This window comes from Alkalicoccobacillus plakortidis (assembly GCF_023703085.1).
Classification (GTDB): Bacteria; Bacillota; Bacilli; order Bacillales; family Bacillaceae_D; genus Alkalicoccobacillus; species Alkalicoccobacillus plakortidis.
The window spans coordinates 1076760-1103499 of sequence record NZ_JAMQJY010000001.1; the positions used below are offsets into that span (position 1 = coordinate 1076760).

General features: G+C 39.1%; 29 protein-coding genes. 8 read left to right on the forward strand and 21 right to left on the reverse strand.

Annotated elements, in window-relative coordinates; translation table 11 throughout:
• Nucleotides 1-230 precede the first annotated feature (230 nt).
• The 3 genes from NDM98_RS05880 to trhA form a co-directional block, all read right to left on the reverse strand.
• Nucleotides 231-1433, reverse strand: a complete 1203-nt coding sequence (locus tag NDM98_RS05880) for a putative glycoside hydrolase (protein ID WP_251605261.1) — start codon at nt 1431-1433, stop codon at nt 231-233.
• 23 nt (nt 1434-1456) lie between these two features.
• Nucleotides 1457-1687 (reverse strand): helix-turn-helix domain-containing protein, encoded by a 231-nt coding sequence (locus tag NDM98_RS05885; protein WP_251605263.1) that lies wholly within the window; start codon nt 1685-1687, stop codon nt 1457-1459.
• A 202-nt stretch (nt 1688-1889) separates the two neighbouring features.
• Entirely contained in the window at nt 1890-2537 is a 648-nt protein-coding gene (trhA, locus tag NDM98_RS05890; protein WP_251605265.1) for a PAQR family membrane homeostasis protein TrhA, read from the reverse strand.
• A gap of 136 nt (nt 2538-2673) precedes the next feature.
• Here trhA and NDM98_RS05895 point away from each other — a divergent pair, with 136 nt between their 5' ends.
• Entirely contained in the window at nt 2674-3219 is a 546-nt protein-coding gene (locus NDM98_RS05895; RefSeq protein WP_251605268.1) for an HD domain-containing protein, read from the forward strand.
• On the opposite strand, the gene NDM98_RS05900 is transcribed toward NDM98_RS05895, so the two are convergent.
• Both NDM98_RS05900 and NDM98_RS05905 read right to left on the reverse strand, forming a co-directional pair.
• Complete coding sequence (locus tag NDM98_RS05900) at nt 3203-3712, reverse strand: TlpA disulfide reductase family protein (RefSeq protein ID WP_251605271.1); 510 nt, start codon at nt 3710-3712, stop codon at nt 3203-3205. The genes NDM98_RS05895 and NDM98_RS05900 overlap by 17 nt on opposite strands.
• A gap of 188 nt (nt 3713-3900) precedes the next feature.
• A complete protein-coding gene (locus NDM98_RS05905) occupies nt 3901-5055 on the reverse strand; it encodes an MGDG synthase family glycosyltransferase (protein WP_251605274.1) in 1155 nt (384 codons plus the stop codon).
• Between the two features lie 158 nt (nt 5056-5213).
• On the opposite strand from NDM98_RS05905, the gene trpS reads away from it, so the two are divergent.
• Nucleotides 5214-6203, forward strand: coding sequence for a tryptophan--tRNA ligase (trpS, locus tag NDM98_RS05910; protein ID WP_251605276.1), 990 nt, complete (start codon nt 5214-5216; stop codon nt 6201-6203).
• Between the two features lie 79 nt (nt 6204-6282).
• Here the strand turns inward: trpS and NDM98_RS23425 are convergent, their stop codons facing one another.
• The 3 genes from NDM98_RS23425 to NDM98_RS05920 form a co-directional block, all read right to left on the reverse strand.
• Nucleotides 6283-6411: a hypothetical protein gene (locus NDM98_RS23425; protein ID WP_285803886.1), complete on the reverse strand. Its 129-nt coding sequence runs from the start codon at nt 6409-6411 to the stop codon at nt 6283-6285.
• Nucleotides 6412-6480: 69 nt separating this feature from the next.
• Nucleotides 6481-7227: a DUF3603 family protein gene (locus NDM98_RS05915; RefSeq protein WP_251605277.1), complete on the reverse strand. Its 747-nt coding sequence runs from the start codon at nt 7225-7227 to the stop codon at nt 6481-6483.
• Between the two features lie 61 nt (nt 7228-7288).
• The gene (locus NDM98_RS05920; protein WP_251605280.1) at nt 7289-8134 is read right to left on the reverse strand and encodes a DUF2268 domain-containing putative Zn-dependent protease; all 846 of its coding nucleotides are present in this window, start codon (nt 8132-8134) and stop codon (nt 7289-7291) included.
• Between the two features lie 126 nt (nt 8135-8260).
• Between NDM98_RS05920 and NDM98_RS05925 the strand changes: the two genes are divergently transcribed.
• Both NDM98_RS05925 and coaA read left to right on the forward strand, forming a co-directional pair.
• A complete protein-coding gene (locus NDM98_RS05925) occupies nt 8261-9004 on the forward strand; it encodes a GTP pyrophosphokinase (RefSeq protein WP_251605283.1) in 744 nt (247 codons plus the stop codon).
• A gap of 178 nt (nt 9005-9182) precedes the next feature.
• Nucleotides 9183-10136 carry a type I pantothenate kinase gene (gene coaA / locus NDM98_RS05930; RefSeq protein WP_251605286.1) on the forward strand — a complete coding sequence of 318 codons (954 nt, stop codon included), beginning with the start codon at nt 9183-9185 and terminating at the stop codon, nt 10134-10136.
• A gap of 373 nt (nt 10137-10509) precedes the next feature.
• Here coaA and NDM98_RS05935 read toward each other — a convergent pair whose 3' ends face one another.
• From NDM98_RS05935 to NDM98_RS05950, 4 genes are all read right to left on the reverse strand, one after another.
• Nucleotides 10510-11082 carry a DUF2087 domain-containing protein gene (locus NDM98_RS05935; protein WP_251605298.1) on the reverse strand — a complete coding sequence of 191 codons (573 nt, stop codon included), beginning with the start codon at nt 11080-11082 and terminating at the stop codon, nt 10510-10512.
• 102 nt (nt 11083-11184) lie between these two features.
• The gene (locus NDM98_RS05940; protein ID WP_251605301.1) at nt 11185-11598 is read right to left on the reverse strand and encodes a YhfM domain-containing protein; all 414 of its coding nucleotides are present in this window, start codon (nt 11596-11598) and stop codon (nt 11185-11187) included.
• Nucleotides 11599-11725: 127 nt separating this feature from the next.
• The gene (locus NDM98_RS05945; protein WP_251605304.1) at nt 11726-11884 is read right to left on the reverse strand and encodes a CAP domain-containing protein; all 159 of its coding nucleotides are present in this window, start codon (nt 11882-11884) and stop codon (nt 11726-11728) included.
• A complete protein-coding gene (locus NDM98_RS05950; RefSeq protein WP_251605307.1) occupies nt 11862-12509 on the reverse strand; it encodes a CAP domain-containing protein in 648 nt (215 codons plus the stop codon). Before NDM98_RS05950 ends, NDM98_RS05945 begins: the two co-directional genes overlap by 23 nt.
• A 357-nt stretch (nt 12510-12866) precedes the next feature.
• Here NDM98_RS05950 and NDM98_RS05955 point away from each other — a divergent pair, with 357 nt between their 5' ends.
• From NDM98_RS05955 to NDM98_RS05965, 3 genes are all read left to right on the forward strand, one after another.
• Nucleotides 12867-13454, forward strand: a complete 588-nt coding sequence (locus NDM98_RS05955; protein WP_373370359.1) for a cell wall hydrolase — start codon at nt 12867-12869, stop codon at nt 13452-13454.
• A 114-nt stretch (nt 13455-13568) separates the two neighbouring features.
• Nucleotides 13569-14195 (forward strand): hypothetical protein, encoded by a 627-nt coding sequence (locus tag NDM98_RS05960; RefSeq protein WP_251605310.1) that lies wholly within the window; start codon nt 13569-13571, stop codon nt 14193-14195.
• 82 nt (nt 14196-14277) lie between these two features.
• Entirely contained in the window at nt 14278-16836 is a 2559-nt protein-coding gene (locus tag NDM98_RS05965; protein ID WP_251605314.1) for a CBS domain-containing protein, read from the forward strand.
• Between the two features lie 168 nt (nt 16837-17004).
• Here the strand turns inward: NDM98_RS05965 and NDM98_RS05970 are convergent, their stop codons facing one another.
• The 3 genes from NDM98_RS05970 to NDM98_RS05980 are packed head-to-tail and all read right to left on the reverse strand — an operon-like array spanning nt 17005 to nt 19279.
• Nucleotides 17005-18042 carry a hypothetical protein gene (locus NDM98_RS05970; RefSeq protein WP_251605316.1) on the reverse strand — a complete coding sequence of 346 codons (1038 nt, stop codon included), beginning with the start codon at nt 18040-18042 and terminating at the stop codon, nt 17005-17007.
• 12 nt (nt 18043-18054) lie between these two features.
• Nucleotides 18055-18957 carry a hypothetical protein gene (locus NDM98_RS05975; protein ID WP_251605318.1) on the reverse strand — a complete coding sequence of 301 codons (903 nt, stop codon included), beginning with the start codon at nt 18955-18957 and terminating at the stop codon, nt 18055-18057.
• The gene (locus NDM98_RS05980; protein WP_251605320.1) at nt 18947-19279 is read right to left on the reverse strand and encodes a PadR family transcriptional regulator; all 333 of its coding nucleotides are present in this window, start codon (nt 19277-19279) and stop codon (nt 18947-18949) included. Before NDM98_RS05980 ends, NDM98_RS05975 begins: the two co-directional genes overlap by 11 nt.
• A 147-nt stretch (nt 19280-19426) precedes the next feature.
• On the opposite strand from NDM98_RS05980, the gene NDM98_RS05985 reads away from it, so the two are divergent.
• Nucleotides 19427-20497, forward strand: coding sequence for a DUF3900 domain-containing protein (locus NDM98_RS05985; protein WP_251605322.1), 1071 nt, complete (start codon nt 19427-19429; stop codon nt 20495-20497).
• A 46-nt stretch (nt 20498-20543) separates the two neighbouring features.
• Here NDM98_RS05985 and NDM98_RS05990 read toward each other — a convergent pair whose 3' ends face one another.
• The 6 genes from NDM98_RS05990 to NDM98_RS06015 all read right to left on the reverse strand — a co-directional run bounded on the left by NDM98_RS05990 (nt 20544) and on the right by NDM98_RS06015 (nt 26702).
• Nucleotides 20544-20948 (reverse strand): hypothetical protein, encoded by a 405-nt coding sequence (locus NDM98_RS05990; protein WP_251605324.1) that lies wholly within the window; start codon nt 20946-20948, stop codon nt 20544-20546.
• A gap of 110 nt (nt 20949-21058) precedes the next feature.
• Nucleotides 21059-22957: an asparagine synthase (glutamine-hydrolyzing) gene (gene asnB, locus NDM98_RS05995; protein ID WP_251605326.1), complete on the reverse strand. Its 1899-nt coding sequence runs from the start codon at nt 22955-22957 to the stop codon at nt 21059-21061.
• A gap of 16 nt (nt 22958-22973) precedes the next feature.
• The gene (locus NDM98_RS06000) at nt 22974-23711 is read right to left on the reverse strand and encodes a hypothetical protein (RefSeq protein ID WP_251605328.1); all 738 of its coding nucleotides are present in this window, start codon (nt 23709-23711) and stop codon (nt 22974-22976) included.
• Entirely contained in the window at nt 23712-24236 is a 525-nt protein-coding gene (locus NDM98_RS06005) for an RNA polymerase sigma factor (protein ID WP_251605330.1), read from the reverse strand.
• 257 nt (nt 24237-24493) lie between these two features.
• Complete coding sequence (fabF, locus tag NDM98_RS06010; RefSeq protein WP_251605333.1) at nt 24494-25735, reverse strand: beta-ketoacyl-ACP synthase II; 1242 nt, start codon at nt 25733-25735, stop codon at nt 24494-24496.
• Nucleotides 25736-25763: 28 nt separating this feature from the next.
• On the reverse strand, nt 25764-26702 hold the full coding sequence (locus NDM98_RS06015) for a beta-ketoacyl-ACP synthase III (protein WP_251605336.1): 939 nt from the start codon (nt 26700-26702) through the stop codon (nt 25764-25766).
• Between the last annotated feature and the right edge of the window lie 38 nt (nt 26703-26740).

Consider the following 26740-nt stretch of genomic DNA (forward strand, 5'->3'; position numbering starts at 1 on the left):
AGCAAGTTGGATTATTGATAAAGTGAGCTCTATATCGGCAAAGAAAACAAACAATTAAGTGAATTCCAACAATACCCCATAATAATCTGTTAAAAATTCAGTAGCGGGTGGCACGGCGCGGAAAGTCTGCATATTCTACTCTCACTACTTTATCCCTTAAATCAAACAACGAACGATCCTATTTTTAAGAATCGTTCGCCGCTTTCATTCATTTGTATACACTTGTCTTGTTAAGGTGAATAGTTAACGCCTTGACTATACCTGTTGCTCGCATCCCATAAAAGGAATTCAGTAATGCCTTCTTCTTTTAATCCTCTTATTTGATCTTCCACTTGTTCTTTTCCATATGTCTGCCAATCTCCATCAGGCAGGTAACTTGCTGTGAAATCCTGAAGCCATGGACGAGAGATCGGCCCATCCTCTAACTCGTCAAGTAGTGCATTTTCGACCTTTGCATATTCTTTCGACATCTCATATGGATGAAGATCGGGCTTATCTATTCCAAAATATGATGTCCAGTGACTTGGGTAAATCATAGATGAAATAACATCTACATTGTCGGAGATCCCTAAAAAGCTTTGTCCAATACCTGGTGCATACTCAACCGTTGCTGCATAGCCAAAAATATCAACGGATACATCGACATCATAGGCACTTAACTCTTCATTTGCGTATGCAACAAAATCATTTACAGCATTAACTCTCCGGTGAATATTATCGCCATCTCCACCTTCATATTTCCCAGTATCATACTCAAGATCTTCGTCTCGATTTTCAAAGCCTTCTGGAAAACGGACATAGTCGAATTGAATTTCCTGGAATCCCATTTTGGCTGCTTCTTCAGCTATATCCACATTGTACTCCCATACCTCTTCAAGAAACGGATTCACAAATGCTTCTCCACGCCCATTTTTCCAAACCTTACCGTTATCTGTAAATGACAAATCAGGTCGTTCCTCAGCTAGCACTGAATCTTTAAAAACAACGATTCTTGCAATTGGGTAGATATTATTTTCTTCTAATACATCAAACATTTTTTCTGGATCACTTATGTAATTCTGGGCAATATCATAAAAAGGAGAATCTTCATCCGGTCGATACGTAAGATGACCATTGTCTTCTTTAATATCAATAACCATTGAGTTAAGTTCTGTATCATTTAACATATTAACAAGCGTGTTAAATCGTTCACCACCTGCTGAATTTCCAGTCACGTAAATTCCCTTTACTCCGTCCTCTGGATAATCAAATTGGCGATCTGAGCTATGTACAAAACGTGCTAATCGATCAGGAAGAGTAAAGGTTTTAATACCTGATAGTTTGTGTTCAAGCTCCTGGGCCACATGTTCCGCATCTGATTCCGCCTGCACTTCAGAAGTTATACCGAAAACGGCTACACCTACAGCTACTGCTGTTACTGTTTGTTTCCACAATGTTGCCACATCCTTTCTATTAGTTAATCTTCATCTTTTGCATCCCAATCCTCAGGGATCGGTTCATTTAATTCTAGTTCAATCGCTTTCCGCTTTAATTCAATTTGTTTTTTGTACGATTCAAAATGATTTTTACTTACGACATATTCTTCCCCATTATGAATAGCTTTAATGTTTCCTGAAGCAACTTGACCTTTAATGTATGCCAATGGCAAACCTAGATAATCCGCTAGTTCTGGTAATGATATGTACATGCGCAACCTCCAAGGCGAGTATAACGTTTTTTGAAGAGTTACAACACCCATCATGGAAAAATATATAATTTTACGTATTTAGTTTTTACTTTACCCGTTCTAAAAAAATACATGCCTAAAATGTAAATATAAAAAAACCAAATCATTATGTAGTTTGACTCACATAACGGTTTGGTTTTTTGTTTTAACATCGTTCTTCTCACTATTGAATAGGCAGGATATATTTTATGACTAAAAAGAAATGTAGAATGGTTCCTCCTAGTACAAATAGGTGCCAAACTGCATGGTGGAACTTAAAACCCCTCCAGATATAAAAAACAGTACCAAGACTATAAAGGACTCCCCCACCTATTAAAAAAAGTGTTCCTTGTAAAGGTAGAGTCATGACAATGGGTTTAATCGCAAACATCGCCATCCATCCCATTAATAAGTAGAAAACGGTTGATATCACTAAAAACTTTTTCACAAAGAATATTTTAAAGACAATACCTAACGTTGCAATACCCCATATGATCCCAAAAAGAGTCCATCCTAAAACCCCTTGAACAACAATGAACAAAATGGGAGTATAGGTACCAGCAATAAATAGGTAGATCGCTGAATGATCAAGTATTTCGAATAAATCCTTTGCTTTTCCAGGAGGAAAGCTGTGTACCAATGTCGATGACGCATACAATATGAGCATGGACGTTCCGTAGATCGAAAAACTAACGATATGCCAAACATTGCCGTAGAGACTCGCAAAAACAATTAATAACGTTAAACAAGCAATACTAATTAAAGCTCCAATACCATGTGTAATTGCATTTGCCAATTCTTCATCTTTAGAGAAGACATGTGTAGCTGCCAAGCAAAACCCTCCCTCATTCAAAAATTTATACTTCAGTATATAAACGAACAATTTTGTTGCAACTAAGTTGTTCCTGTCTATATAATAGATAAACTAATCCTACCAGTTTTAAGTCAGCATTGAAAGGAGTGATTACATGAGAGATGTAACACTTGTCCAAATTTTTGATCATCCTATTACACAAAAATACGTCAAACGTTCAGGTATGGCACATGCTATTGCTTGTGCGTATCATGCGTTTAAACTTTCTCTTGAACATAACGTGAATCCAGATATGGCTGCTAAAGCTGCCCTCTTGCATGATATTGGTCATTACACATGGTATCGTAACGGCAAATGGGACTACTCATTATACAAAGAGAATGATATACACGCCATAAAAGGAGCAGAGCGAGCGCACAAACTTCTTATTAGACTTGGTGAGCATCCGAAATCAGCAAAAGAAATTGCTTTAGCCGTGTTATTGCATACCGATTCCTACCTACCTCATGGTGAGCTTCACCTTAAACCATTACAAAAGGTGGTCCATTTAGCTGATGAAGCTGACGAGGAACCGAGTGGAGGACATCATTATCGTGTAATTGATGACAAAAAAGCTCGTACCATGCTTGCGAAGCTTGATCAACAAATTGATGATGAATTAAATAAATTAACACTAGACGAACTCAATTCTCCTTCTTGATACGGCTGATAAATGATTCTGCTTGATCAATAGGTAGCATCCCATCAATTCTTTGCTCAACATTGCCGTTTTCATCTAAAAATAATGTGGTTGGAATTCCGACCACATGATATTGATTCATCATGCCGCCTGAACGATCAAGCCACGGATCAAATGACGCCTGATAATGAGTAAGGAAACTCTGTAGCTGCGACAGATCTGAATCTAGTTTGGTTAAGTGAATTGGAATAAAAGGTACACCATTCTGCTCGATACGATCTGAGAATGAAACAATATACGGCATCTCCTCCTGGCATGGGTGACACCAGGTCGCAAAAAAATGAACAACTGCTTTTTTCCCTTGATAATCCTCCAACGAATGTTTGCTCCCTGCTAGACTTTCCAATTGAGTACCTGTTGAATGATTAGCCATTGCTTCCACTGGCATATGAATCCAAAGTACAATCATAAGTGCAACAACAAAACGTAAATAAAATGAATAATAAACCTTCATAAGACTCCTCCTTTTTGTATCCTGTCAGCCTTGATATAATAGAATGGAAAAAGAATTTGGGGAGATGATTTACGTGACTAAAATTCAAATAAGCCAAATTGTAGCTATACTCGTGCTTATCGGTTTTATGTACTACACCTTACAAACTGGGGACCGAATGATCTATTTATTTATTCCCATCGCCTTCATTAATATTCTGCTATGGACTTTACGCCAACGTGAAAGAAAGGTTCTTCGAGATCATAAGCCTGATGCTGATGAGTAATTTGATGAATAATTTTTTGTGTAGCATTCGGCTTACTAATTGATTGAGCTTGCTGTAAATAAACTAAACGAGCAGCAGGGTTGTTTAGAAATGTATAAACTGCATCAAGCAATTGATGGCTATTTCGAGCATATATGGCCGCTTTTTTGTCTTTAAGTAACTGAGCATTCTCTACCTCTTGTCCTTGAATAGGTTGATACAAAACAACGGGTGTATCTGTTGTTAATGCATGGGCAAGTGTTTGCCCCCCTGCTTTTGTAATCAACACATCTGAAAGATGCACATAATTTGAGAAATGCTCAGTAAAAGAGATGAAGTGGATAGAATGACCTTGTTTTGAAGCATGATTATATGGATGAACCTGTTCATTTGTACCTGTCATACATAAAATAGTTAGATTCGAAAGTACCTGTAACGACTCTAGAATGCTTTCATATGGAGCAATACCTTCTCCACCACCCGCAATCATGACAATCTGTTCATCTTCAGTAAATCCAAACATACTTCTTCTCACTGATTTTGATATTACTTGATCTTGATCTTTCTCTACGGGAATTCCATAAGAATAAACAGACTTATCTTGCTCCAATGAAGGTGGAAGTGTAGCTAAACCAGACAGGAAATAGCCTGTTACTTCCGAATGAATCGCCAGCTGATGAAAGCCAAAATCTGTACAAATATGATATAGGGGTGTGTGTATACCAAGCTTTTGTTTCCAAATAGCTATGATTCGAGTCACATATGTATGAGTAGAAATAATAAAGGGTATCTCGGGATCTGCTAGAATCAGTGCTAATTTTGAATAAAATACTGTAGCCAATAAATCATGTGTAACGTATGTAGTTTCAGATTTTGCTGTATTATGATACAAAGTACCCCATATTGAGGGCGCGTTTTTAATTAACTTGTAATAGCTTGTCCGAATGAATTCACTCTGCCATCTTGGAAGTAGACTAAACAGATCAAGGATCTGTGGTTGGAAGTTGGTTTGTTTTTTTAACTCATTTGATAAAATGGTTGCTGTTTTTGTATGTCCATATCCAATCGATACATGCAAGATTAACGGTTCCGTATGCAAATAAACCAACCTCCATTATCTAAGCACCATCTTCAATAGGCTAAGTATATGGATTTCCGATGCTTTTATTCACTTTGATAAAAAGTCTAATAGAGGAATCGACTGTAAAAGATATGGTATGATACAAATGACATACGTAGTAATGGAGGATGAATAGAATGAAAACCGTTTTTTCAGGTATACAACCAAGCGGTACTGTCACGCTCGGAAATTATCTTGGAGCGATGAAACACTTTGTAGACATGCAAGAAGACAATCATTGTTATTTTTGTATCGTAGATCAACACGCAATTACACAACCGCAAGAACGTCTTAAATTAAGGGAAAACATTCGCAATCTTGCCGCCCTTTATGTAGCTGTTGGACTCAATCCAAAAAAAGCAGTGCTGTTTGTTCAATCTGAAGTTCCCGCTCATGCTCAGCTAGGTTGGATGATGCAGTGTATTTCATACATAGGTGAATTGGAGAGAATGACACAGTTTAAAGACAAATCAACTGGCAAAGAAGCGGTTTCAGCTTCATTGCTTACCTATCCGCCGTTGATGGCAGCAGATATTTTGCTTTATGGCACAGACATTGTTCCTGTTGGTGAGGATCAAAAACAGCATTTAGAATTAACGCGGAATCTTGCCGAACGCTTTAACAACAAATACAACAATATCTTTACAGTTCCCGAAGTTCAAATTCCAAAAGAAGGCGCTCGTATTATGTCCCTTCAAGAACCAACAAGTAAAATGAGCAAATCTAGTCCAAACCCTAAAAGCTATATTTCTATTTTGGATGAACCCGCTACCATTCGAAAGAAAATCAAAAGCGCGGTAACAGATACTGAAGGAACTGTTCGCTATGACAAAGAAAACAAACCTGGAGTAGCTAACCTGTTAACAATCTATTCTGCTTGTTCAGGTGAATCCATCTCGGCCGTGGAAGAGCGCTACCGAGATAAAGGGTATGGTGATTTTAAATCGGATCTTGCAGAGATCGTTGTGAACACTCTTTCTCCGATTCAAGAAAAATACAAAGAACTCATTAACTCCAAAGAACTTGATCAAATTTTAGATGATGGAGCCGAGCGCGCAAACACGTATGCGACTCGAATGCTTCATAAAGCCGAGCGAGCAATGGGACTTGGTCGTCGCACACGATAAGCAAAAAAGCAGTAGACCCATAATTGGTCTACTGCTTTTTTCTATAAAAAAAAAAAAAAACGAATGCAAATGCATCCGCTTAGTATCCGCTATTTTTCTTCATGATTTTACCTACAAAAAAGGATAATCCCAATGTTCCAACCAAAAGAATGATTGTAAACACTTGCATAACCAAGTATGCTAATCCATCCATTGTTTCGCCTTGCATGTAACCGCCTCCACTACTGTTTTCTTCAGTATAGTAGAAGTTTGTACGTAAGTAAACCTAAACTGATGGTTATTTTACGCTCTCTGGATGTTCTTGTTCCCAAAGTTTCTCGAAAAAAGACTGGCCCTTAATCATAGCTTCACATAACTCATAATGACGACTTGTCCAACCAGATTGTACCTCATGAACAAAACGGCCCCATGCTTCCGAGCGCTCAAGGTATTGAATCTCTTCATAGGACTCCGGCCTCCACTCAGTATACCAATATCGTACCTCTGCATCCGTGCCTGATTGTTTGAGCTCATCAAGGACCATATAGAGAAGGAGCTTTAACTGCCTTTCCTTCCTTGTCAGACCAATCATCTCGTCGGGTGAAGGAGAGAGTATATGATATTCCTTTGAAACAAAGGGAGTTTCAAGATCGTACTGCTTCCATTGCCCGTTCTCCAAATGCTCATACACAAGTTGCTGCTGTCTAGGAGTTAAGCGACTTTTGCGGATAGGTGTTTGATACCCTGCTGTATCCACGGCAAGAATTCTTCTTCCATCTGATGCGATAAAACAATAATCCAGTTGAATTCTGGACATATTTTTTCGCAAGTAACTTTTTTGATACACTTCTTGAAGCAGTTCTTCAGGTAGGTCTAATAACTCATTTTCCAAATAATCCATCAATTGTTCTGACACATTAATTAAAATGACTTGATCGAGGACCTCTACACGATCACTCGGACGCCATTCCACAAAATCACATACATTATAGCCGTTCTCTTCCCCTTCAAACCAGTTAATCCACACATCACGCATGACGACCATTATAAAACCTCCTTGCGAGCAAATTCGATAGTACCCACAGTATAGGCAATGGTTAACCAGTTTATTCCACAGTGTTCATACTCTTTAAAACTTCTTTTAACCACGTCTCACATTCTTCACCTGTAAAACGCAACCAATCGTCCGTTTTCCATTCAGGACGCTTTGTACTTGATGCTCGTGCAAGCTGATAGCCAACATAATACCCGAGCATAGCAGGAATCCTAAGCCGAGCGTCCCCATACAAATATTTTCGATGCTTGGATCGACCTTGTTGATCAAGATTTGGTGCGATCCATTTTCTATACCATTTTTGTTTCCATTGATCCTGATGCAGTGAAGTCCAAGGGGCGAGTTGATCTTCTCCAAAAAATTCAAGAACCGCGCACTCTGCTAGTCCTTCCATATACATTGATTCTAAAAGAGTAATGGATTCTTCTGTTTTTCCTGTTTGTAAAAGCCGAACAGTATGATGATATTCATGCAACACTAATGCCTCAATCTCTTTCTGCAAAAGATGTGGACCAATAAATAAAAATATAGCAAATGGAAAACTGACACCAGCTTTTTTAGCCGGGTCTTCAAACGCAGGATTGATCGGCAGCAAATAAATTGGTATATCTGGTCCATTCCACTGCTTTTTTAATTTCATAAAAAAGGTTTGCACATCCTGCCAGACAGTAAGCTCTAAAAATGTGGTTAATTCTTCATTGCTTTTTTTCTCAGCCAGAAATAAACCCTGATCTATTAAAAAGGAATGCAGTGACTTTGCGAACTCTTCATCAAACCATTTGGTTAGCGGTTCAACAAAGAAACTCTTCTGAGCGTTGATATATTCTTTTTTACTCCGATTTGATTGGACATCTTGCAAGTACCATTTCACCCATTTATCCGTTCGAACGACACTCAAGATATTACTCCTTTCTGATCCTTTTCATAATTCTCGACAACGTTCCACACCAATAAACTTGACTTCCTATGTGGCAACTTTCACAATTAGAATAAGAAGTACAAGACTTTTCTAAGGAGAATCATTATGGCTAATTTGGACCTGAAAAATCTTCAATCGTTTAAAACAGAATTAACACGCTTTATGATGACGTATAAATTTGCTTTAGATGAAATGAATACAAAAATAAAAATTTTACAGGAAGAATTTGAATACGTACACGAGCATAACCCCATTGAACATATAAAGTGTCGCTTAAAATCACCCGAGAGTATCTTCAAAAAAGTGATTCGAAAAAACTGTCCACTCTCTCTTCAAAGTATTAAATCTCATATAAAGGATATTGCCGGAATCCGAATTACATGTTCGTTTCTTTCTGATATCTATACACTTTCTGATATGCTACAAAATCAAAGTGATATTCGTGTGCTTGAGGTAAAGGATTACATAAAGGAGCCTAAGGAGAATGGGTATCAAAGTCTACATCTAATTCTGGAGCTTCCTGTTTTTATGACAGACCGCACAGAATATGTTTGCATGGAGGTACAGATTCGTACGATTGCTATGGATTTTTGGGCAAGCCTCGAACATAAGATTTATTACAAATACAACTCAGAAGTTCCTACACATTTATTAAATGAACTAAAAGAAGCAGCTGACTCCGCTGCAGCATTAGATCGTAAAATGGAAGGTATTCACAAAGAAGTAGACACCATAAAAAAACGAAAAAAAGTATATGAGGATGCAGAGGATACCAAACTCACGATCCAAGATCAAACCTTTGAGTTACCTGCAGACCTGTTAAAGTTACTTGAATCGAATGATGAATAAATGATTCTGAGAGCGGCACACTTCTTATTGAAGTGGTTCTGCTCTTTTTTTATTTCTTTACTTTGTAAGCGACTTCTATTGATTCTCTTTGCTTCAAGTGATACTCTGCTAACAGATACTCTTTTATCCCTTAAAGCGTTACAATTTGGGGAGATGAACTCTCTAAAAGGAGATACGTATGTTAACTAAAACTGCACAATCCAGTACAGATGCCTATACAAGCTTTACTAGAAACGAATGGTCATCCTTAGCCTATCAAGCTTCCGTCAGCCTTACAGACGAAGAAAGAACCCAGCTTCAAGGTATTAACGAGACCGTTTCTCCTGATGAGGTAGAAGAAATTTATGTACCTTTAAGCGAACTACTATATATGCATACAACTCATGCTGTAAACCTTCATAATGATCAAAACCGTTTTTTTCATAGAGAAACAAAAAAAGTGCCTTTTGTAATTGGCATTGCCGGAAGCGTTTCCGTCGGTAAAAGCACCACAGCCCGCTTAATTCAAGCTCTAATTAGCCGTTGGCCGAATCGACCAAAAGTAGATTTAGTGACAACAGATGGCTTTCTATATCCTAATAAAATTTTAGAAGAACGCGGATTAATGAAACGAAAAGGATTTCCCGAAAGCTACGACATCCGAAAGTTAGTCCGGTTTCTATCTGATATCAAATCAGGACGTAAAAGCACAGACGTCCCACTTTATTCTCATTTAACCTACGATGTGCTGAATCAACAGACTCAACATGTAGAGGAACCAGACGTTGTGATTGTTGAAGGAATTAATGTCCTACAAGTAAACAAAAAAGACCGACGCATCTCACCGGTCTTCGTATCAGACTTCTTCGACTACTCCATTTACGTAGATGCAGAAGAAGAAAATATCATCAAATGGTACGTAGATCGATTTAAAGTTCTTCAAAATACCGCCTTTCAGGATCCTAACTCCTTCTTCCACCGCTATCGCCATTTAAGCGAAAAAGAAGCCGAAGAGGTTGCTCTATCCATATGGAAATCCATTAACGGCGTGAACCTCGAAAAAAATATCCGACCCACCCGCTATCGTGCCGACATGATCCTAACAAAAGGAACAGGTCACCGCGTAGAACAGGTACAAGTCAAAAAAAGCTAAAAACCAAAACCACGCAGAGAGATCTGCGTGGTTTGTTGTTGTGCGCTGCTTAGCTGGAATCCGTGGTGGTGTAGTTGGGAGGGTTGCTCTTTACTGATTTTTGGCTCTCTTTACCGATATCTCGTTCTCTTTACCGATATCTTGCTCTCTTTACCGATATCCGGCTCTCTTTACCGATATCCCGCTCTCTTTACCGATATCCCGCTCTCTTTACCGATATCCTGCTCTCTTTACCGATATCTGCGGCTCTTTACCGATATCCGGCTCTCTTTATCGATATCCGCACGCTCATCCTTGATTCCTGTCCCTCATACTCGATTCCTACCTCACATCATGATCCCGCAACTCCGCAACACCATCCACTCGTCCAGTCCTACACTAGCCACATCTCTTTCGGGTTCATCTGATAGATTCCATTATTTCGGTTCATAAAGTGGCAGATAATCCATTCACGGCGAATGGTTGCATAGTCGTCATAGTATTCTTGAATATGTTCATTAATTTCTTTTTCCTCATAGGATTTGCCTTCTTCTAATCCTCGCAATAAGTATTCTAGGACAACCAGTTTCTTTTTTCGTTGAGCAGGAAATGTTTTGAGTTTGTTTTGAGCTGTGAAAAAGTTTTTAATAATGGACGTTTTGTCATCTGTACTCATGTTAAAGTCTTTGTTCATCTCACTCTCCCCTATCTTTGTCACGGCAATAGCTAGTGCGTATAATGTTTTTTCATTTAGATGATAATAAATAGTATTTTTGTCTCGAACTTGCCTTACCACATCAATCTCTTTTAATTTCGCCATATGATGCGAAATCGTAGGTGGCTTTAATCCCAGTTTCCCTGCAATCGCTTGACCATGTAGCGGGCCTTTTTTAAGCATTGACACAATTTGAATTCTTGTTGTGTCACCCATCACCTTATGAAAATTAACCATCCGACTAAGTTGCATGCTTATCCCTCCATCTAATTTGATATTAATCTAATTAGATGTATATGTAAATAGATAAACATAAAAAGAGAGCACCACAATAATCATCGTAGTACCCGAAACTCAATTAAAATGAGCTCCCACTAACTCAACCAACTTGTTATTTTCCTCTACAGAAATCGAGTACGTAGTATGAGTATCCTCCGGTTTCATAAAGACACCTTTTTCATCTTGCTCGCCAATCCACACCCATAAGCTTTGTTGTTTGGTTTCATCTTGATAAAAATCTACTTTGTATTCAGCCTGAGCCATATTAACAATCCCATCATCCTTTACAGCTGATGTGAGTATGAGCTCAAAAGCATCAATGGATTCTGTATCCTCAAATATCTTTTCATCTGTTCCCTTCATTTTTGAAACGATGATCTTATTTATATCGTCACCAACCGAGAGAACAGCAGGTTCATCTGCCTGGCAACCTGAAAAAAGTAATAGCATAATTAATATACTGATCATGCAAATGAATCGATTTCTCATTTCATCCACCCCTATTATGTATAATCATTCGGCGCGGACAACCAAAACCCCTTCACTCCACACAACAATAAAAAAACCCGCCAAAAACGGAATCCGTTTTTGGCGGGTTTTCTACTAGTTTAAGAGATTAACCTTTGAACATTTGAACGAACATTTTACCGTAAGGGCCGCCATCTACAATACCAATTCCAACATTTGTGTAATCAGCTTTAAGAATGTTTTCACGGTGACCTTGTGAGTTCATAAGTGCTTGGTGTGCTGCTTCAACTGTTTGGTTTCCAAGCAAGGTTTTCACCAGCTGTACGATACTCAATTCCGAATTGATCCATCATTTGGAATGGAGAACCATATGTCGGAGAGTTGTGGTCAAAATAGTTATTGTCAATCATATCTTGAGCTTTCACACGTGCAACCTCAGCAAGTTCAGGATCTGCTTTAAGTGGTGCAAGTCCTTGTTGCTCACGTTCTTGGTTCACTGAATCTAGCATTTGTTGCTCTTCTGCAGAGAATTCAGCTGATGCATCAGAATCAGAATCTGCTTCTTCTGCTTGTGGTGCCTCTTCTTCTGGTTGAGCTTCTTCTTCAGTTGGTGCAGGTGTTTCAGCTGGTTGCTCTTCCACTTGTTCTGGCTCTTCAACTACTTCAGCGCCAGGCTCTTCTGCTGCTTGCTCAAAGTCGTATTGATTAATGAAATCAATGACCCATTGCCCGTCTTCGAAGTTAATATCTTGTGCGCCAGGGAAGTTAGCTAGGCAGTTAAATGCCTGTTGTGCATCCTGTGCATCAAACTGAATTACGTAAGGTCCTCCTACGTATGTATGATTGGAAGCTGCGTCAGCTTGTCCAGAAAATCCAACTGCAGTGATTGCCGCTGCTGCAGCAGATGATAAAACGATTTTTTTGAAATTCATGATGAATTCCTCCTCGATGTGTATTTTGTTTCAACTACAATTTGCATCTTAGCATAGGATTTTTATATGGATCTATGGTAAAAGTTTCATCAGTAGGAAGTTTAATAGAGGATAAATAAAGCGATGATCTCGCTTGTCTCTAAGCATCAGTCAGTTCCCTCTCTCCATCAAAAAGGAAATATGTCAAATTATCCGGGATCTTTAATATTTCGTTACATAACTGTAAAAATAGGCGTTTACCCCATTACTATCAAGCTTTTAAGCGAATTCACACCCTAATTGGATATATTTACACCACCCATTACCGTTAAAAGTTTGGTAGTTTAAAAGGCAGATTGTATACAGGAGGTTTTTTCATTGAAAAAGAAATTGTTTACTAGTTTTTTAGTAGTAGGCTTGCTTGCTACATTCACTCAGGTAGCAGATGCACAGTCAACACATTCCATTCAAAAAGGAGAAACACTTTCTTCTATAGGAGATCAGTACTCCATTCCAGCGGCAGCTATAAAAAGAAGTAATAATCTTTCTTCTGAGCATTTGATTGCTGGTGAAACATTAACGATCCCCGCAGTCGTTTCGCAAAATGAAAAAGAATTGCTTGCTCGTCTCGTACACGCGGAAGCTAAAGGTGAATCCTATGCCGGTAAAGTGGCTGTTGCTACCGTTGTTTTAAATCGTGTCGACAGCGATCTATTTCCCGACTCGGTTAATGATGTTGTATATGAGCGCAGTGCATCTGGTCACTATGCCTTTTCACCAGTACTTGATGGATCGATCTCAAACACAGCAGATAGCGAATCGACTCGTGCAGTTGAAGAAGCACTTCAGTTTAGAGGTCAAGGTCAAAACTCACTTTACTTCTATAATCCAGAAACAGCAACAAGCAAATGGGTTTCTACTCGTGAACAAACCATTGTGATTGGAAACCATGTATTCGCCAAATAAATGTATAAACAGTTTGTCCCGACCTCTTTTCATAAAAAGAGGTCTTTTTACTTAGCTTATAACCTCGTAACCAGGGAATACACTATAGTAGAAGAGCAAATCGGGGGGCTGTATATGACACGTATCACGTCGACACCATCATTACGAATGCACCGAGTTCTGCAACATCGCTTGCAAAATGCGGTCAGACCTAATTCTGTTGCACAGATTGATCCACTGTCTCCATCAGCTCGCATTACGGAAGTTGTCTCAAATGAATCTGCAAATTATTTATATGATTACGAACGTAGTAGTTGGGTGAATCGATTTCGAACGACGTTAAAAATGTTTTATCAGAAAGAACGGCAGCTCTGGAAAGAATTGCGTGCTAAAAAACGAGGGATTCTACAATTTGAACGCTTTGTAGAGGCATGGAATGAAACGGCAAACCAAATAATCAAACTAGAGAACCTTGGCCTGCCCACACAAAATCGTTTGCGAGCGTATTTAGAAGAACAATCCACAACACTCCATCAATTAGGAATTAAAATAGAGGATTTAACACTTGTTCTTCACAAGCAAACCTTGATTAAAGCTGTTAATCAAGATAAAAATAGCCTCCATTCACTGCAAACGATCAAGTATTCATTATATAAGAACTATCATCAACTATTTTCAATTACAGTCGATGAATCCAAGCAATCACCCTATGAAACAACACCTGTTGACGTAAAAGGTCTTATATTTGAACAACATGGATAAACTATCTAAGACACAGTCGTGACCTACGACTGTGTCTTTTGCTACAATAAAAAGAGTAATGACCAGAAAGGAGCCCAAACATATGAAAATACTTGCCTCTCATACACAAATAGATTTTGACGGGTTGGCTTCTTTAATTGGCGCTAAACTTTTACATACTGATGCCATCATTGTTTTACCTTCACAGCAACAAAAAGGTGTGAAGGACGTTTTGTCACTCTATCGAGATATGATTCAAGTGAACTCTATCGAATCAATTGAATGGAGTAATGTAACTGAAATCATTCTATTAGATGCATCTAACTTAGATCGATGTGGGATTCCAAAGGAAAAACTTATTCCAGAACTACCTATTACCATATTTGATCACCATGACAACAAACCAGAGCCACTAGCTACCACCGTTATTCAAGAAGATGTTGGAGCTTGTGTGACCTTAATGATTGAGCAACTTCAACAAAAGCAAATTCCAGTCACCGAACCTGAGGCGACGTTAATGGCTCTTGGATTGTATAGTGACACCGGTTCATTTCAACATAACCATACAACAGAGCGGGATCTTTTGGCCGCTGCGTTTCTCCACAGTAAAGGAATGGAACTTGAGATTATTAAGCCTTTTTTAGAGGAACAACTAACAAAAGAACAGCAACTTCTATCTACACAATTGGCTGAAGCATGTGATGAATATGTCGTTGAAGGAGTTCGGATTGCTATTTGTTCTTCAAAACGAGACTCCTTTTTAAATGGGCTTGCAACCATTACGGAAAAGTTAGTAAGCACCATTGATAGCGACGCAGTAATTGCTGTAGTACAGATGGGTGCAAACACTTACGTGACTGGCAGAAGTCAATCTAGTCGATTAAATCTGCAAACATTAACTGCACATTTTGGAGGTGGTGGACATAAACAAGCCGCTGCCGCTTCAATTAAAGATCAGTCCATTAATGTCGTATTAGAAAAGATTAAAAAACAGCTACCGAAGTGTATCCAACCCGCTGTTACAGCTGGTTTAATGATGTCCTCCCCCGTTCATACCATTAATGAACAGGACACAATTGACGAGGCAACTGCAACGTTAATTCGATATGGGCATACTGGAATGCCGATTGTAGATGACTCTGGTAAGGTTACAGGTATGCTGTCACGAAGAGACCTAGATAAAGCACAGCGTCATGGCTTAGGACATTCTCCAGTTCACGCATATATGAGTAAAGAGTTACTTTATCTCGATTTAGAAGCTACCGTAGACGATATCCAAGAAACGATGATGGCCCATAATATTGGACGAATTCCCATACTTGAGCAAGAGAATTTAGTAGGGATTGTTTCACGATCAGACATTTTATCGATTTTGCATAACGAAGAAAAACGGAAACAATTAGAATCCGACGCCAAACGCTTTACCAACCAGTCTTTAGCCAAAGAACTGCCTACCCACTATACAAAAACCATCTATGACCTACTTGTTTTAATTGGAGAACAAGCTAGTTTGCGTGGTATGAATAGTTTTTTAGTAGGTGGTGGGGTACGAGATTTATTACTTAAGCGACCTAATGAGGATTTAGACATTGTGATAGAAGGAGATGCCATTGGGTTTGCTCGCGAACTTGCGCAAGCTTTTGGAGGAACCATCAAGTCTCACGAAACGTTTGGAACGGCAATTTGGACAACGGAATCCTCTAGTAAAGTTGATCTTGCCACCGCACGCTCTGAACATTATGAACAGCCAGCTTTTCTGCCAGAAGTCTCGCCTTCTAGCATTAAGCAAGACCTGTCGAGACGAGATTTCACCATTAATGCGATGGCTTTAAGTCTTCACCCGAATACTTTTGGCGAACTTCTTGATCACTTTCATGGTCAACGTGACTTGAAAAATGGTCAAATACGAATCTTGCATTCACTTAGTTTTATCGAAGATCCTACCCGAATATTTCGAGCCGTTCGGTTTTCGCAACGATTTTCTTATCAGATTCATCCAAATACAAAAGCCTTAGCCCAAGATGCCGTTACTCCGTTACAAGGATTATCTTCTACCCGAGTAATGCATGAGCTCGATTTAATGCAGCAGGAAAGCAAGCTTCAAGAATCGTTACACTCACTTGATCAGCTTGGTGTCTGGCATACGCTTTTAGGAGAAGAGCCAACCGAGAAACACTGGCAGCATATCGAGCAATTGATGGAGAATGAATTGGACGAACCCTTTATCTTACTTGCAGCTCTTGCCTATCAAGGGAATGGACAATTTCTCGAATCCATTCAAAAGTACGCCTTATCTGCTAAAGACATAGCTCTACTCAATACCGTATCTGAGAATGACATATTTGAAACACAACAGGATTGTAGCTTAGGAGAATGGCATCAACAGCTCCACTTTATGCCAAGCAGAAGCATTTTATTTATCGGACTGACCCCTGAATTTCAAATGGGAGAATCACTTTTACAATACGTCGAGCACCGAGATGCATTGCAACCACTACTGAGCGGTCGCGACCTTTTGCACGAATTACAGCTAGATCCTGGCCCTATTTTTACAACCATTCTTACAAAAGCATTCAGCCTGCAGCTTGACGGCAAGCTACTAACAAAAGAAGAGGCCTTATCTTGGGCTGAGTCCTACTATAAAGACCCTGAAAGCGAGTAGCTTTCAGGGTCTTTTGCTAGGCGGAGGTATGGAGCTGATAGTCTTATAGGCATGGGAGAGGCCTTTTTAATAAAATGAGCTGCCCCCTCTACTTGCGAGACGCTCTCCTTACACGCAAGATCTCCTTTCCGACATGCGAACCTCTATACGTACATGCTAGATCCACTGTCAATTATCTATATAAACCTGTCTCTCTTCTCCTCTTTCTAGTTGATATTCAAACAAACCAAGCACCCTACTCCCCATAAATGCGCTTTCTTCTTTCATGTATAAAAGAGACTGTCCATCTCTACTAACAGTTGGTTGCAGGACTGCCTCATTTATTCCAAGTGCCTCTCCTTCTTTTGCAAGATCAGTATCAAAATAGATGAGATCATACATGTAATTTCCACCTTCATGCAAATTCGTAACCGCTTGATAAATAAGTTGATCATCCGAGAACCACATCACATCCGAAAGGACCATTTCTTCTTTTTGATCGGTAACCACAGAGATTAGCTCATCATCCGAAAGAGAGATTTCATACACTCGATCGGTTGCTTCAAACATTGAATCTACTGAACTGTTGCTATAATCATCTGGCATTAATACAAATGCTTTAGATTCTTCCTCATCTAAAACAAGTGACCTCATTGAATACGTATCTATCTCCGTTAGCTTTTCTAAATTAGCTGAATTCAAATCATATGAATAGAGGTCATACTGGTTTGGCGGGTCATCTGAAACCCGGTCTGGCTCAGTTATCGCGGCAGATGCAATGAGATATAGCTCACTTGTTTCTTGCCCAACAACAAGTTCCGTTATCTCCCCATTTACAGCGAGTAACTCTATTTGTTTACGCGAATATGGATCCACCTCAATTAGCATACTTTCTGTTCTGTTCTCAGCTTGAAACTCTTCTAAAACATTAGCGTTTGTTTGAATGTAAGCAACCTTACCATTTTCCATAAAAACAGGAGACCGAAGTCGTGTTCCTTCTTCCCCTTCAGCTATTTTTCTTACATCATAACCTGGCTCTTTAAGATATAAAACATCTGCGTCTCCTTCGTTCACACTAAAAACCACTCGTTTATTATGATCCCGATCGAATTGCCCGATTGGTTTTAACTTTGCATTTGAACTAATGACTTCCCCTGTAAAGAGTAATGTGGCTGTTAAAGAAATAATCAGACTGAATATCAAAAGCATCCATTTTTTGTTATTCATTTTCTTGTCCTCCTACAATCTTTCATAAAATAAATCATGAAGAAAATGACCGATTCTAGAATCTATACTTAGTCCGACGAAATAAATTGACAAAACCGAATAGATAACAAGAAAAACTGATAGGCAAAGACTTATTGTAACGAGTTTCATCCGATCTTTTTTAAGTGATTTGTATTGAATCATGTATAAGATTATCCAAACATAGACAGGAAACCCCATCCCTATCACATAGTAGAATGATGCACCAAATATCATCCCACCAAATCCAAAAAAAAGTGCTTTTGCAGAGAGCGCTAAACCAATGGGTATATTAATCAAATGAATAAAAACAGAACGTCCCACCTCAGGACCTGTCAAAGCAGTCAGAAAAATAATCCCAATATTTAAACAGATAACTCCGATAAGTAGCATTGGTAATAAATACTGACCGTCGTAAAACAAATGAATCGGTCCATACGAGTTATAAACCAAAACAGCTAGATTTAAAATAAGAGCAGTATTTAGCCACCTTCTTCGGTTCACTCGGTACGTTGTATTCATCGCAAAAAATAAAATGAGACTATGACTAACAACGCCTATACTCAGTTCAATAGGTAATGTTAATTGTTCGGCAGCTAAAAAATGTACATATAATCCTACCGTAAACAAAAACCCCACTACTGCCAGAACATACAATAGCTCTCGACGATATGGGAACATGGAGTGCTGCAGTTCATTACCAATGATCGCTTCCTCACCAAATCGATTCATCGCTTTTTGATTCGCCTCCTTCATTGAGTCTCCATTTTCTATATGTTCATCCCGAATCATCGTGACGTGGTCAAGTAATTCTTCATAGAGGTCGTCATAGTCTTCTTTTGTACAGTCAGTTTGTTTCACTATGTCATGAACATAACTCTCTAAATCACGGTTCATGTGAGGCTCCCGAATCGGTCCGCTGAACAAGTGATTGTAAAAAGGCCCAATCTTTTTTCTTACGTGCTAGCTCTTTCTCCCCATCATCAGTCATTCGATAATATTTGCGTCTGCCACTATCGGTTTCCTTCCAATAAGACGATATCCATTCTTTTTTCTCCATACGTTTTAGTGCGGGATACAACGTCCCCTCACCCATTGAATACGCTTCCTCACTAAGCTGCTTTAGCCTTTTTACCATTTCATATCCATACAGATCCTGTTGTGAAATCAAACTTAAAAGCAACAAATCAATACTGCCCTTCATCATTTCCTTATCCATGAACAATTTCCTTTCTTTGGTTGATTCTATAGCACCATTGTATTACTATGTACCTCGTAATGCAATGGTCAATTTCAATTGACGCTCTATGTCTCATCTCCTATACTAAAATCATTGCCCTAAACCGAATTAGAGGAGTATGTCCAAATGGATTTTGAAATACAGTTCTTATCTTTTTTTGTGATTACAGTGGAAGGTCGAGACGAACAGTCTGATAAACGATTTAAACATTTTAAAACTCTTGATAAAAATGAATTCGAAAATAGTGAGATGAAAGATTTCCTAGATGGTGAGCTTAAAAAAATTGTAAAGCGCAAGGCCGATCATCATCCAAAATCAGAGCAAGTGCCTACAAAGATTGGGCATTTTGTGACAGAGCCTGGACACCCTCTCGACTCTAATCCTAATTATGCGCTGCTTCATAAAACCCGATTTGCTGAAAACAAAGATGACTTTAATAAAGCAAGTGAGCAACTCGTGCGCATTTATCTAAACACAAGTGCTGTACGTGGTGGTGTCTTTCTTGTGGCAACGGCTGTGCCAAGAAAGTTTTTTGATGATTCCTTTGTGTTTATTATGAAATGTGATTTTGAGCCTAAAGTTGCCTCTATATCTGATGAATCGTCACTCATTCAAAAGGTTGAGCATGCGATCACCACAAAAAATATGAAGTCTATTCAATACCCGTATATGCCAGAGGAAGGTATGATTGAGCATACCGAAGTAAAGATTCACCAAGCATCACATGCTCGCTATTTCGAGGATTTTCTTAGCTATGTGGAGTACGGAGAGTCAATGCCAGTCATTATGAAAACACAGGTCATGAACATGGTACAGGAGCATGTCTATGAAACGTATGAAGAACAAAGTGAAGAAAGACAGAAATTTGAGCATGAGCTAGAGATTTGGGAAGGCAGTGAAAAAAGAGAGCTGCAAGAGCGTTTGGATACTCACCAGGTCATGGAGGCTGCGGCCCAAATTGTGGAGCATACACCTGAAGCAGAACTGAAGATGAAGCTTGGGGAAACGTCAATAAAAGGCTTGCTTGCTGATTTTGGCGAATCACTTCATCTAGGTAAAATCAACGGACGTTACATTTTACTTGTAGAAGCCGACTCGATTCAATTTGAAAAAGGAGTCTCCCCAATTGAATTTCATAAACCAGATGATTTGCACCAGATTATTGAGAAATTGAATAATAAACGCGTGGAAGAATAAGTTTAAATGAAAAAAAGAGTCTCCTAATCAATGAGGAGGCTCTTTTTTAAGTTATAGTTTGCTCTTTTTTTCTGCTCATCATCAATCGAACAATACCCTTTATCAGCATAATAATCGGTGCAGCAAAAAGTAAAACGGTTGTGCCTCCATCTTGGTCCGGTTTAAAAAAAGTATAAATAACAATAAGAATAAACAGAAAAACAATACCACCAATAATATCTGACTTCGGACTCGACACTTTAGATGTACCATTCACACTTTCATATATTGCCACAATAATCACATTACTAAAAACAACAATCAATAATCCGAGTAATAATTGATTACTTTGAATCAAATCAAGTCCAAATGGCTGCTCTTGTTGTCCTACATAAATCATTCCAATTAGTGCAAGGATTGAAATGCCATACTTCAAAAGCAGCACGCCTAGTTTTTTTAGGGTCAAGCTCACCCACCAAGCTTCCTCTTCATTTACTATATATTAGCAAACATCATCATAAATGAACAGATAAAAAAAGAAACTCCCCTGTAATGAGATACAAAGGAATTTCTTTACCTGGCTTAGCTCGTTTTTCTTTTTAACTGAGCGATTTCCTGTATCGCTCTTTTGCTGCTACCACTGTTTTGAATGTATAGTGAATGCCAAATTAAGAAACAGATGATTGTCCAAAGCTTACGACTGTTGTCTCTTTTACCTGCTGCATGTTCTTCTAATAAAGCAAGCGCCTCTTTTTGGTTGAAGATCGTTGTTGCTGCTTTGTTAATGGTTAGGATATCCTTCGCCCAATCGTATAACTCATCCTTCAGCCAATGACGGATAGGAACGGGGAAACCTAATTTTTTGCGATTAAGGATGGAGTCAGGAACAACACCTTTAATTGCTTCACGTAGTACGTATTTTGTTGTGCCATTTGCAAGTTTTGCTGATTCTGGAATGCGACTTGCAACTTCAAATACTTCTTTATCTAAAAATGGGACACGTAGTTCTAAGGAATGAGCCATTGTCATTCGATCGGCTTTTACTAAAATATCTCCAGGTAACCACGTATGCAAGTCAATATATTGCATCTTTGTGGAATCAGGATAAGAGATGGCTTTTTGGTAAAGTCCTCTTGTTAGATTGGTAAAGGAATACGTATCATTATACTTCTCAAGAAGTATCTGTTTTTCTAACTCTGTGAAGATTTTTGCATTACCGATATATCGTTCTTCAATCGGTGTTGTGCCACGTAAAAGGTAGCTTCTGCCTCTCATTCCCTCCGGAAGTCCAACTGCCATTTTATTAATGGCTCGTTTCATTTGTGCTGGCCAACTGTTAAAGTACCTAAGTGCCTGAGGTTCACGATAGATATTATACCCACCAAACAATTCATCGGCACCTTCACCTGAGAGCACAACTTTTACATGCTTACTCGCTTCCTTCGCCACAAAATAAAGTGGCACAGCTGCTGGATCCGCCACTGGGTCATCCATATGCCAAATGATTTTTGGTAGTTCACGGATAAATTCTTCTGGTGTAATATGTTTATGAATATTCTCGACGTTTAATTTATCTGCAGAATCTCTAGCAATATCTACTTCACTGAAACCCTCATGATCAAAACCTACTGTAAAAGTCTTCAAGGCTGGATTATGTTCTTTAGCTAGTGCAACAATGGTTGTTGAGTCAATTCCACTTGAAAGAAACGCTCCCACTGGTACGTCACTGCGCATATGTTTTGCTACTGAATCCTTTAAAACATCAATTGTCTGTTTGGCGTAGCTTGAGAGAGATTCGTTTCCTTGATTAAAGCTTTTTGCATAATACGGTTTGATGACAGCTGGTTGGCCTTTCTTTTTTGTTAACATATGACCAGGTTCAAGCTTCTTAACCGACTTTGCTAAGCTCATCGGTTCAGGTACGTATTGATAGGTTAAATAATGCTGAATCGCTTCATCAGAAATATCTAATTGCGGATCAATTACGCGTAAACTTTTTAATTCAGATGCCGCTATCAGTCTATCCTTTGTTTCAAGATAGTAAAATGGTTTAATTCCAAACGCGTCCCGCGCACAGAAAAGTTCTTCCTTCTCTTCATCCCAAATCATAAACCCAAACATTCCTCTAAGCTCGTTTACACAGGCTTGTCCCTTTTGGGCATATAGGGCAACAATCACTTCTGTATCTGTATGAGTTTGAAACTCATATCCTGCTTCAACTAGGCGAGCACGAAGCTCTTTATAATTATAAATTTCACCGTTAAAAATAATATGATACTTATTCTGATAGGAAAGTGGTTGCTTTCCATGCTCAAGATCAATAATACTTAATCGTTTAAATCCAAATGAAACATGGTTGTTCATATATGTACCAGTTGAGTCTGGTCCTCTATGGTGAATGGCTTCAAGCGCTTCTAGCCATTTTTCTTGATCTGTAAACGATGCATTTCCTGAAATCATTTCTCCAATAAATCCGCACATTGTTATTTCCTCCAACTTAGTTGTTTTCAACTAATTCAAAATTGCGTACGATCTCTTCAAAATTCGCTCCATGTCCTTCTATTGCCTCTAAAAAGAACGACTGTGTGATAATAAAGCTTCCCTCATTACCGTTACTTAGTACATAAAATCGTTGAACAAGTGAATCCCACTCTGTTCCATTGCTAACATATAGTCGAAACCCCTCAATCGGCTCGGTGACCTCTTCAGGCCGTCCGACTTCAACGTTGACGCTATTTACATCTTCAAAAATCCGTTCTATTGTTTCTTCAGGTGAAACACTTGTATTTTGTTCGATCGTTAAAAAAACATCGGGATAGCCTTCTGGAAGTGGATTAGACGGTTCAATTCTATCAAGCCCACTCTCTGTCTCCACCCACTTATAATCTGAATCAGATAAGTAGAGAAGATATTCTACTACTTTCTCATCATACTGGTCCGAGGAAAACGACACGTTGTCTCCCATTGTTTTCTCCTGAATAGGTTCAGATGAAGTCCGGGGAAGTTCCTCTGGTTGAAGGACTGGTCTCATTTGATCGAAGCCAATCCAAAACAGAGCGAGTACAGGGATTGGTGCAAGCAGACGAAAAGCCCATGTTCTATTTCGACGACCTTTTTCGTTCTGATTATGATAAATGGATTGCTCGAGCTTCAAGAATACTTCTTTTTTATCATGTTCAGATACGGATGTATGCCGTTTAATAGTTTCTTTAAGCTTCTCATCAAAATCCTGCATCTACTCCCTTCCTCTCTTTTCCATTAAGTTTCTCAATTTATTCCGACCTTTATACAAACGGCTTTTTATTGTATTTTGATTAGCGCCTAAAATTTCTGCAATTTCCATCTCACTAAAACCCTTTACATACTTAAGGATGATTGGAATTCGATTTATTTCTGGAAGTCGCTGCATAGCTTCATATAATAAGGAGTAGTCTGGTTTAGCTTCGTTCATTTGAATGTTTGTATCAAGTGTTTTTTTCTTTAATCGATCTAAAAATCTAGTTTCTTTTTTTAACAGTCTTCTACACTCATTTACAAGAATCCGATAAAACCAAGGATCAAATGTAAGTCGTTGGTCAAAGCTGTCTAAACGTTGATAAACCCGAAAAAACGTCTCTTGAACCGCATCCTTTGCTATCTCTTTATTTTGAGTAATCGCTATTGCTGTTCGTAAGGCATGATCTGCTTTTAACTGATAAAGCTCGGCAAAAGCCTCTTGCTCACCATTTGCCACTCGTTTGATCAGATCATCGTCTTCCATGTTAAGGAAAGCCTCCCATACTTCAGCAAAAACGATGTTGGCCCATTAGGCTCTATATATATTACCCACGTATTCGCCAAAAAGTTTTCACCTAATTACAATTTCATTAAAAAAATATTACACTTCATCTTAACTGATGTGTTCTCTAAAGAAAACCCATTTTTCGAGATTTTATGAACTGTTTAGAATTGAACATTCACTATTTTCTCACACAAAAAAAGAGTGCCGCAATGGACACCCTCATATGACAGGATTATTTAGTTTTTGTACTTCTTAAAGATTAACGTAGCATTATGTCCACCAAATCCAAGCGAGTTACTTAATACAGCATCAACACTCGCCTCGCGTGCTTTATTTGGAACATAATCTAAATCACAATCAGGATCTGGTGTTTCATAGTTGATGGTTGGTGGTAGGATTTGATCAGTGATTGCTTTAATCGAGAAGATCGCTTCCACGGCTCCAGCTGCTCCAAGTAAGTGACCCGTCATCGATTTTGTAGAGCTAACAGCCATATTATACGCATGCTCTTTAAAAACAGACTTTATGGCCATTGTTTCAAACTTTTCATTCATCTGTGTGCTTGTACCATGAGCATTCACATATTGGATATCCTCTGGCTGTAATCCTGCATCGTCCAATGCCATTTGAATGGCACGGGCTCCACCTTCTCCACCAGGAGCTGGAGCTGTAATGTGATGTGCATCACCTGAAGCGCCATATCCAACAATCTCTGCATAAATATGTGCTCCCCGCGCTTCTGCAGATTCTAAGCTCTCAAGAATGAGAATACCTGCTCCTTCTCCCATAACAAATCCATCACGATTTGCATCAAACGGACGAGATGCAGTAGATGGCTCAGCATTATGTGTTACAGCTTTTGCAGAACAGAAACCAGCAATAGACATATTGGTAATTGGAGCCTCTGCGCCACCTGTAATCATCAGATCAGCATCACCACGTTGAATGACTTTAAAGGCATCCCCAATTGAATTCGTTCCACTCGCACAAGCTGTCACAGAACAGGAGTTTACACCTTTGGCCCCTGTGATAATAGACACTTGCCCTGAAGCCATATCAGGAATTAACATTGGAACAAAAAATGGGCTGACTCGACGTTGCCCTTTTTCAAGGAAATTACGGAATTGTTGCTCATAGGTTTCCATTCCACCAATTCCAGAGCCAATCCACACACCAATTTTGTCTGCATTTGATTCGTCAATGACTAAGTCTGCATCCTTTACCGCCATTAGAGAGGCTGCAACGGCATATTGAGTAAATCGATCCATTTTTCTCGCTTCTTTTTTATCCATATATGAGCCTGAATCAAAGTTTGTTATTTCCGCTGCCACTTTCATCGGAAACTCATCCGCGTTCACTCTTGTAAGTGGGCCAACACCTGAAACTCCTGCTTTGATTCCGTTCCACGTAGACTCGACATCAAGTCCAAGTGGAGTGACGGCACCCATTCCTGTAACCACTACTCGTTTGTTTTCCACAGTAACTGCTCCTTTACTAAAAAAATTCTTATCTTCCCCAACGTAGCGCAACCGCGCCCCACACTAAACCAGCTCCAAAACCAACTAAAACAACAACGTCTCCGTCTTTGATTTTACCTTGTTCTAATTCATCCACCATCGCCATTGGGATAGATGCTGAGGATGTGTTTCCGTATTTTTTTACCGTGACAGACATTTTGTCGACTGGAAGATCTAATTTCTCACGTGCCGATTCCATGATGCGAATATTTGCTTGGTGAGGAATAAGATAATCCACATCTTCCTTTGTTAATCCTGCTTTTTCAATCACTTTAAGCGAAGATTCGCCCATTTGTCTTACTGCAAATTTAAATACCTCGCGTCCGTTCATTTCCATAAATTCGCCTTGTTTATTGATGTGCATAGCACCGCCACCATCGGCTCCTAGATCAAAGGAAAGGATACCTTTGCCTTCTGAAACAGGACCAACAACAGCTGCACCTGAGCCATCACCAAATAAAACAGCTGTGTTACGATCAGACATATCCGTAATTTTTGACAACTTCTCCACACCAATTACGAGTACGTTTTTATAAGCACCTGTTTCTACAAACTGCTGGGCTGTTACCACTCCATAAATAAACCCTGCACAGGCTGCACTAATATCCATTGCTGAGGCATGAGTAGCACCTAGTCTTTTTTGAACCAGTGTTGATACCGTTGGAAATGCCATATCTGGTGTTACTGTTGCAACAAGTATCAAATCAATATCTTCAGCGCTCACATTTGCATTTTTCAGAGCTGAAACAGCTGATTCATAAGCCATATCTGATGTATTCACATCGTCTCCAGCAAAGCGACGTTCTTCTATTCCAGTCCTTGTACGAATCCATTCATCTGATGTATCCAATACCTTCTCGAAATCTGCGTTAGTAAATACCTGTTCAGGAATATAACTTCCCATCCCTAGAATCCCCGCATTCGCCATGTCTATCTTTCTCCTCTCACATCGGGCACTCGCACGAT

What these genes read in the sequence shown, in the direction of transcription:
- NDM98_RS05925 (WP_251605283.1), top strand. Translation starts at nt 8,261, where the DNA reads ATGGCTAATTTGGACCTGAAAAATCTTCAATCGTTTAAAACAGAATTA.
- NDM98_RS05940 (WP_251605301.1), bottom strand. Translation starts at nt 11,598, where the DNA reads ATGAGAAATCGATTCATTTGCATGATCAGTATATTAATTATGCTATTA.
- NDM98_RS06015 (WP_251605336.1), bottom strand. Translation starts at nt 26,702, where the DNA reads ATGGCGAATGCGGGGATTCTAGGGATGGGAAGTTATATTCCTGAACAG.
- trpS (WP_251605276.1), top strand. Translation starts at nt 5,214, where the DNA reads ATGAAAACCGTTTTTTCAGGTATACAACCAAGCGGTACTGTCACGCTC.
- asnB (WP_251605326.1), bottom strand. Translation starts at nt 22,957, where the DNA reads ATGTGCGGATTTATTGGAGAAATGATTTCAGGAAATGCATCGTTTACA.
- NDM98_RS05950 (WP_251605307.1), bottom strand. Translation starts at nt 12,509, where the DNA reads ATGAATTTCAAAAAAATCGTTTTATCATCTGCTGCAGCAGCGGCAATC.
- NDM98_RS05885 (WP_251605263.1), bottom strand. Translation starts at nt 1,687, where the DNA reads ATGTACATATCATTACCAGAACTAGCGGATTATCTAGGTTTGCCATTG.
- coaA (WP_251605286.1), top strand. Translation starts at nt 9,183, where the DNA reads ATGTTAACTAAAACTGCACAATCCAGTACAGATGCCTATACAAGCTTT.
- NDM98_RS05980 (WP_251605320.1), bottom strand. Translation starts at nt 19,279, where the DNA reads ATGGATAAGGAAATGATGAAGGGCAGTATTGATTTGTTGCTTTTAAGT.
- NDM98_RS05915 (WP_251605277.1), bottom strand. Translation starts at nt 7,227, where the DNA reads ATGGTCGTCATGCGTGATGTGTGGATTAACTGGTTTGAAGGGGAAGAG.
- NDM98_RS06000 (WP_251605328.1), bottom strand. Translation starts at nt 23,711, where the DNA reads ATGCAGGATTTTGATGAGAAGCTTAAAGAAACTATTAAACGGCATACA.
- NDM98_RS05935 (WP_251605298.1), bottom strand. Translation starts at nt 11,082, where the DNA reads ATGCAACTTAGTCGGATGGTTAATTTTCATAAGGTGATGGGTGACACA.
- NDM98_RS05975 (WP_251605318.1), bottom strand. Translation starts at nt 18,957, where the DNA reads ATGAACCGTGATTTAGAGAGTTATGTTCATGACATAGTGAAACAAACT.
- NDM98_RS05970 (WP_251605316.1), bottom strand. Translation starts at nt 18,042, where the DNA reads ATGAATAACAAAAAATGGATGCTTTTGATATTCAGTCTGATTATTTCT.
- NDM98_RS05965 (WP_251605314.1), top strand. Translation starts at nt 14,278, where the DNA reads ATGAAAATACTTGCCTCTCATACACAAATAGATTTTGACGGGTTGGCT.
- NDM98_RS05900 (WP_251605271.1), bottom strand. Translation starts at nt 3,712, where the DNA reads ATGAAGGTTTATTATTCATTTTATTTACGTTTTGTTGTTGCACTTATG.
- NDM98_RS05960 (WP_251605310.1), top strand. Translation starts at nt 13,569, where the DNA reads ATGACACGTATCACGTCGACACCATCATTACGAATGCACCGAGTTCTG.
- NDM98_RS23425 (WP_285803886.1), bottom strand. Translation starts at nt 6,411, where the DNA reads ATGCAAGGCGAAACAATGGATGGATTAGCATACTTGGTTATGCAAGTG.
- NDM98_RS05895 (WP_251605268.1), top strand. Translation starts at nt 2,674, where the DNA reads ATGAGAGATGTAACACTTGTCCAAATTTTTGATCATCCTATTACACAA.
- NDM98_RS06005 (WP_251605330.1), bottom strand. Translation starts at nt 24,236, where the DNA reads ATGGAAGACGATGATCTGATCAAACGAGTGGCAAATGGTGAGCAAGAG.
- NDM98_RS05985 (WP_251605322.1), top strand. Translation starts at nt 19,427, where the DNA reads ATGGATTTTGAAATACAGTTCTTATCTTTTTTTGTGATTACAGTGGAA.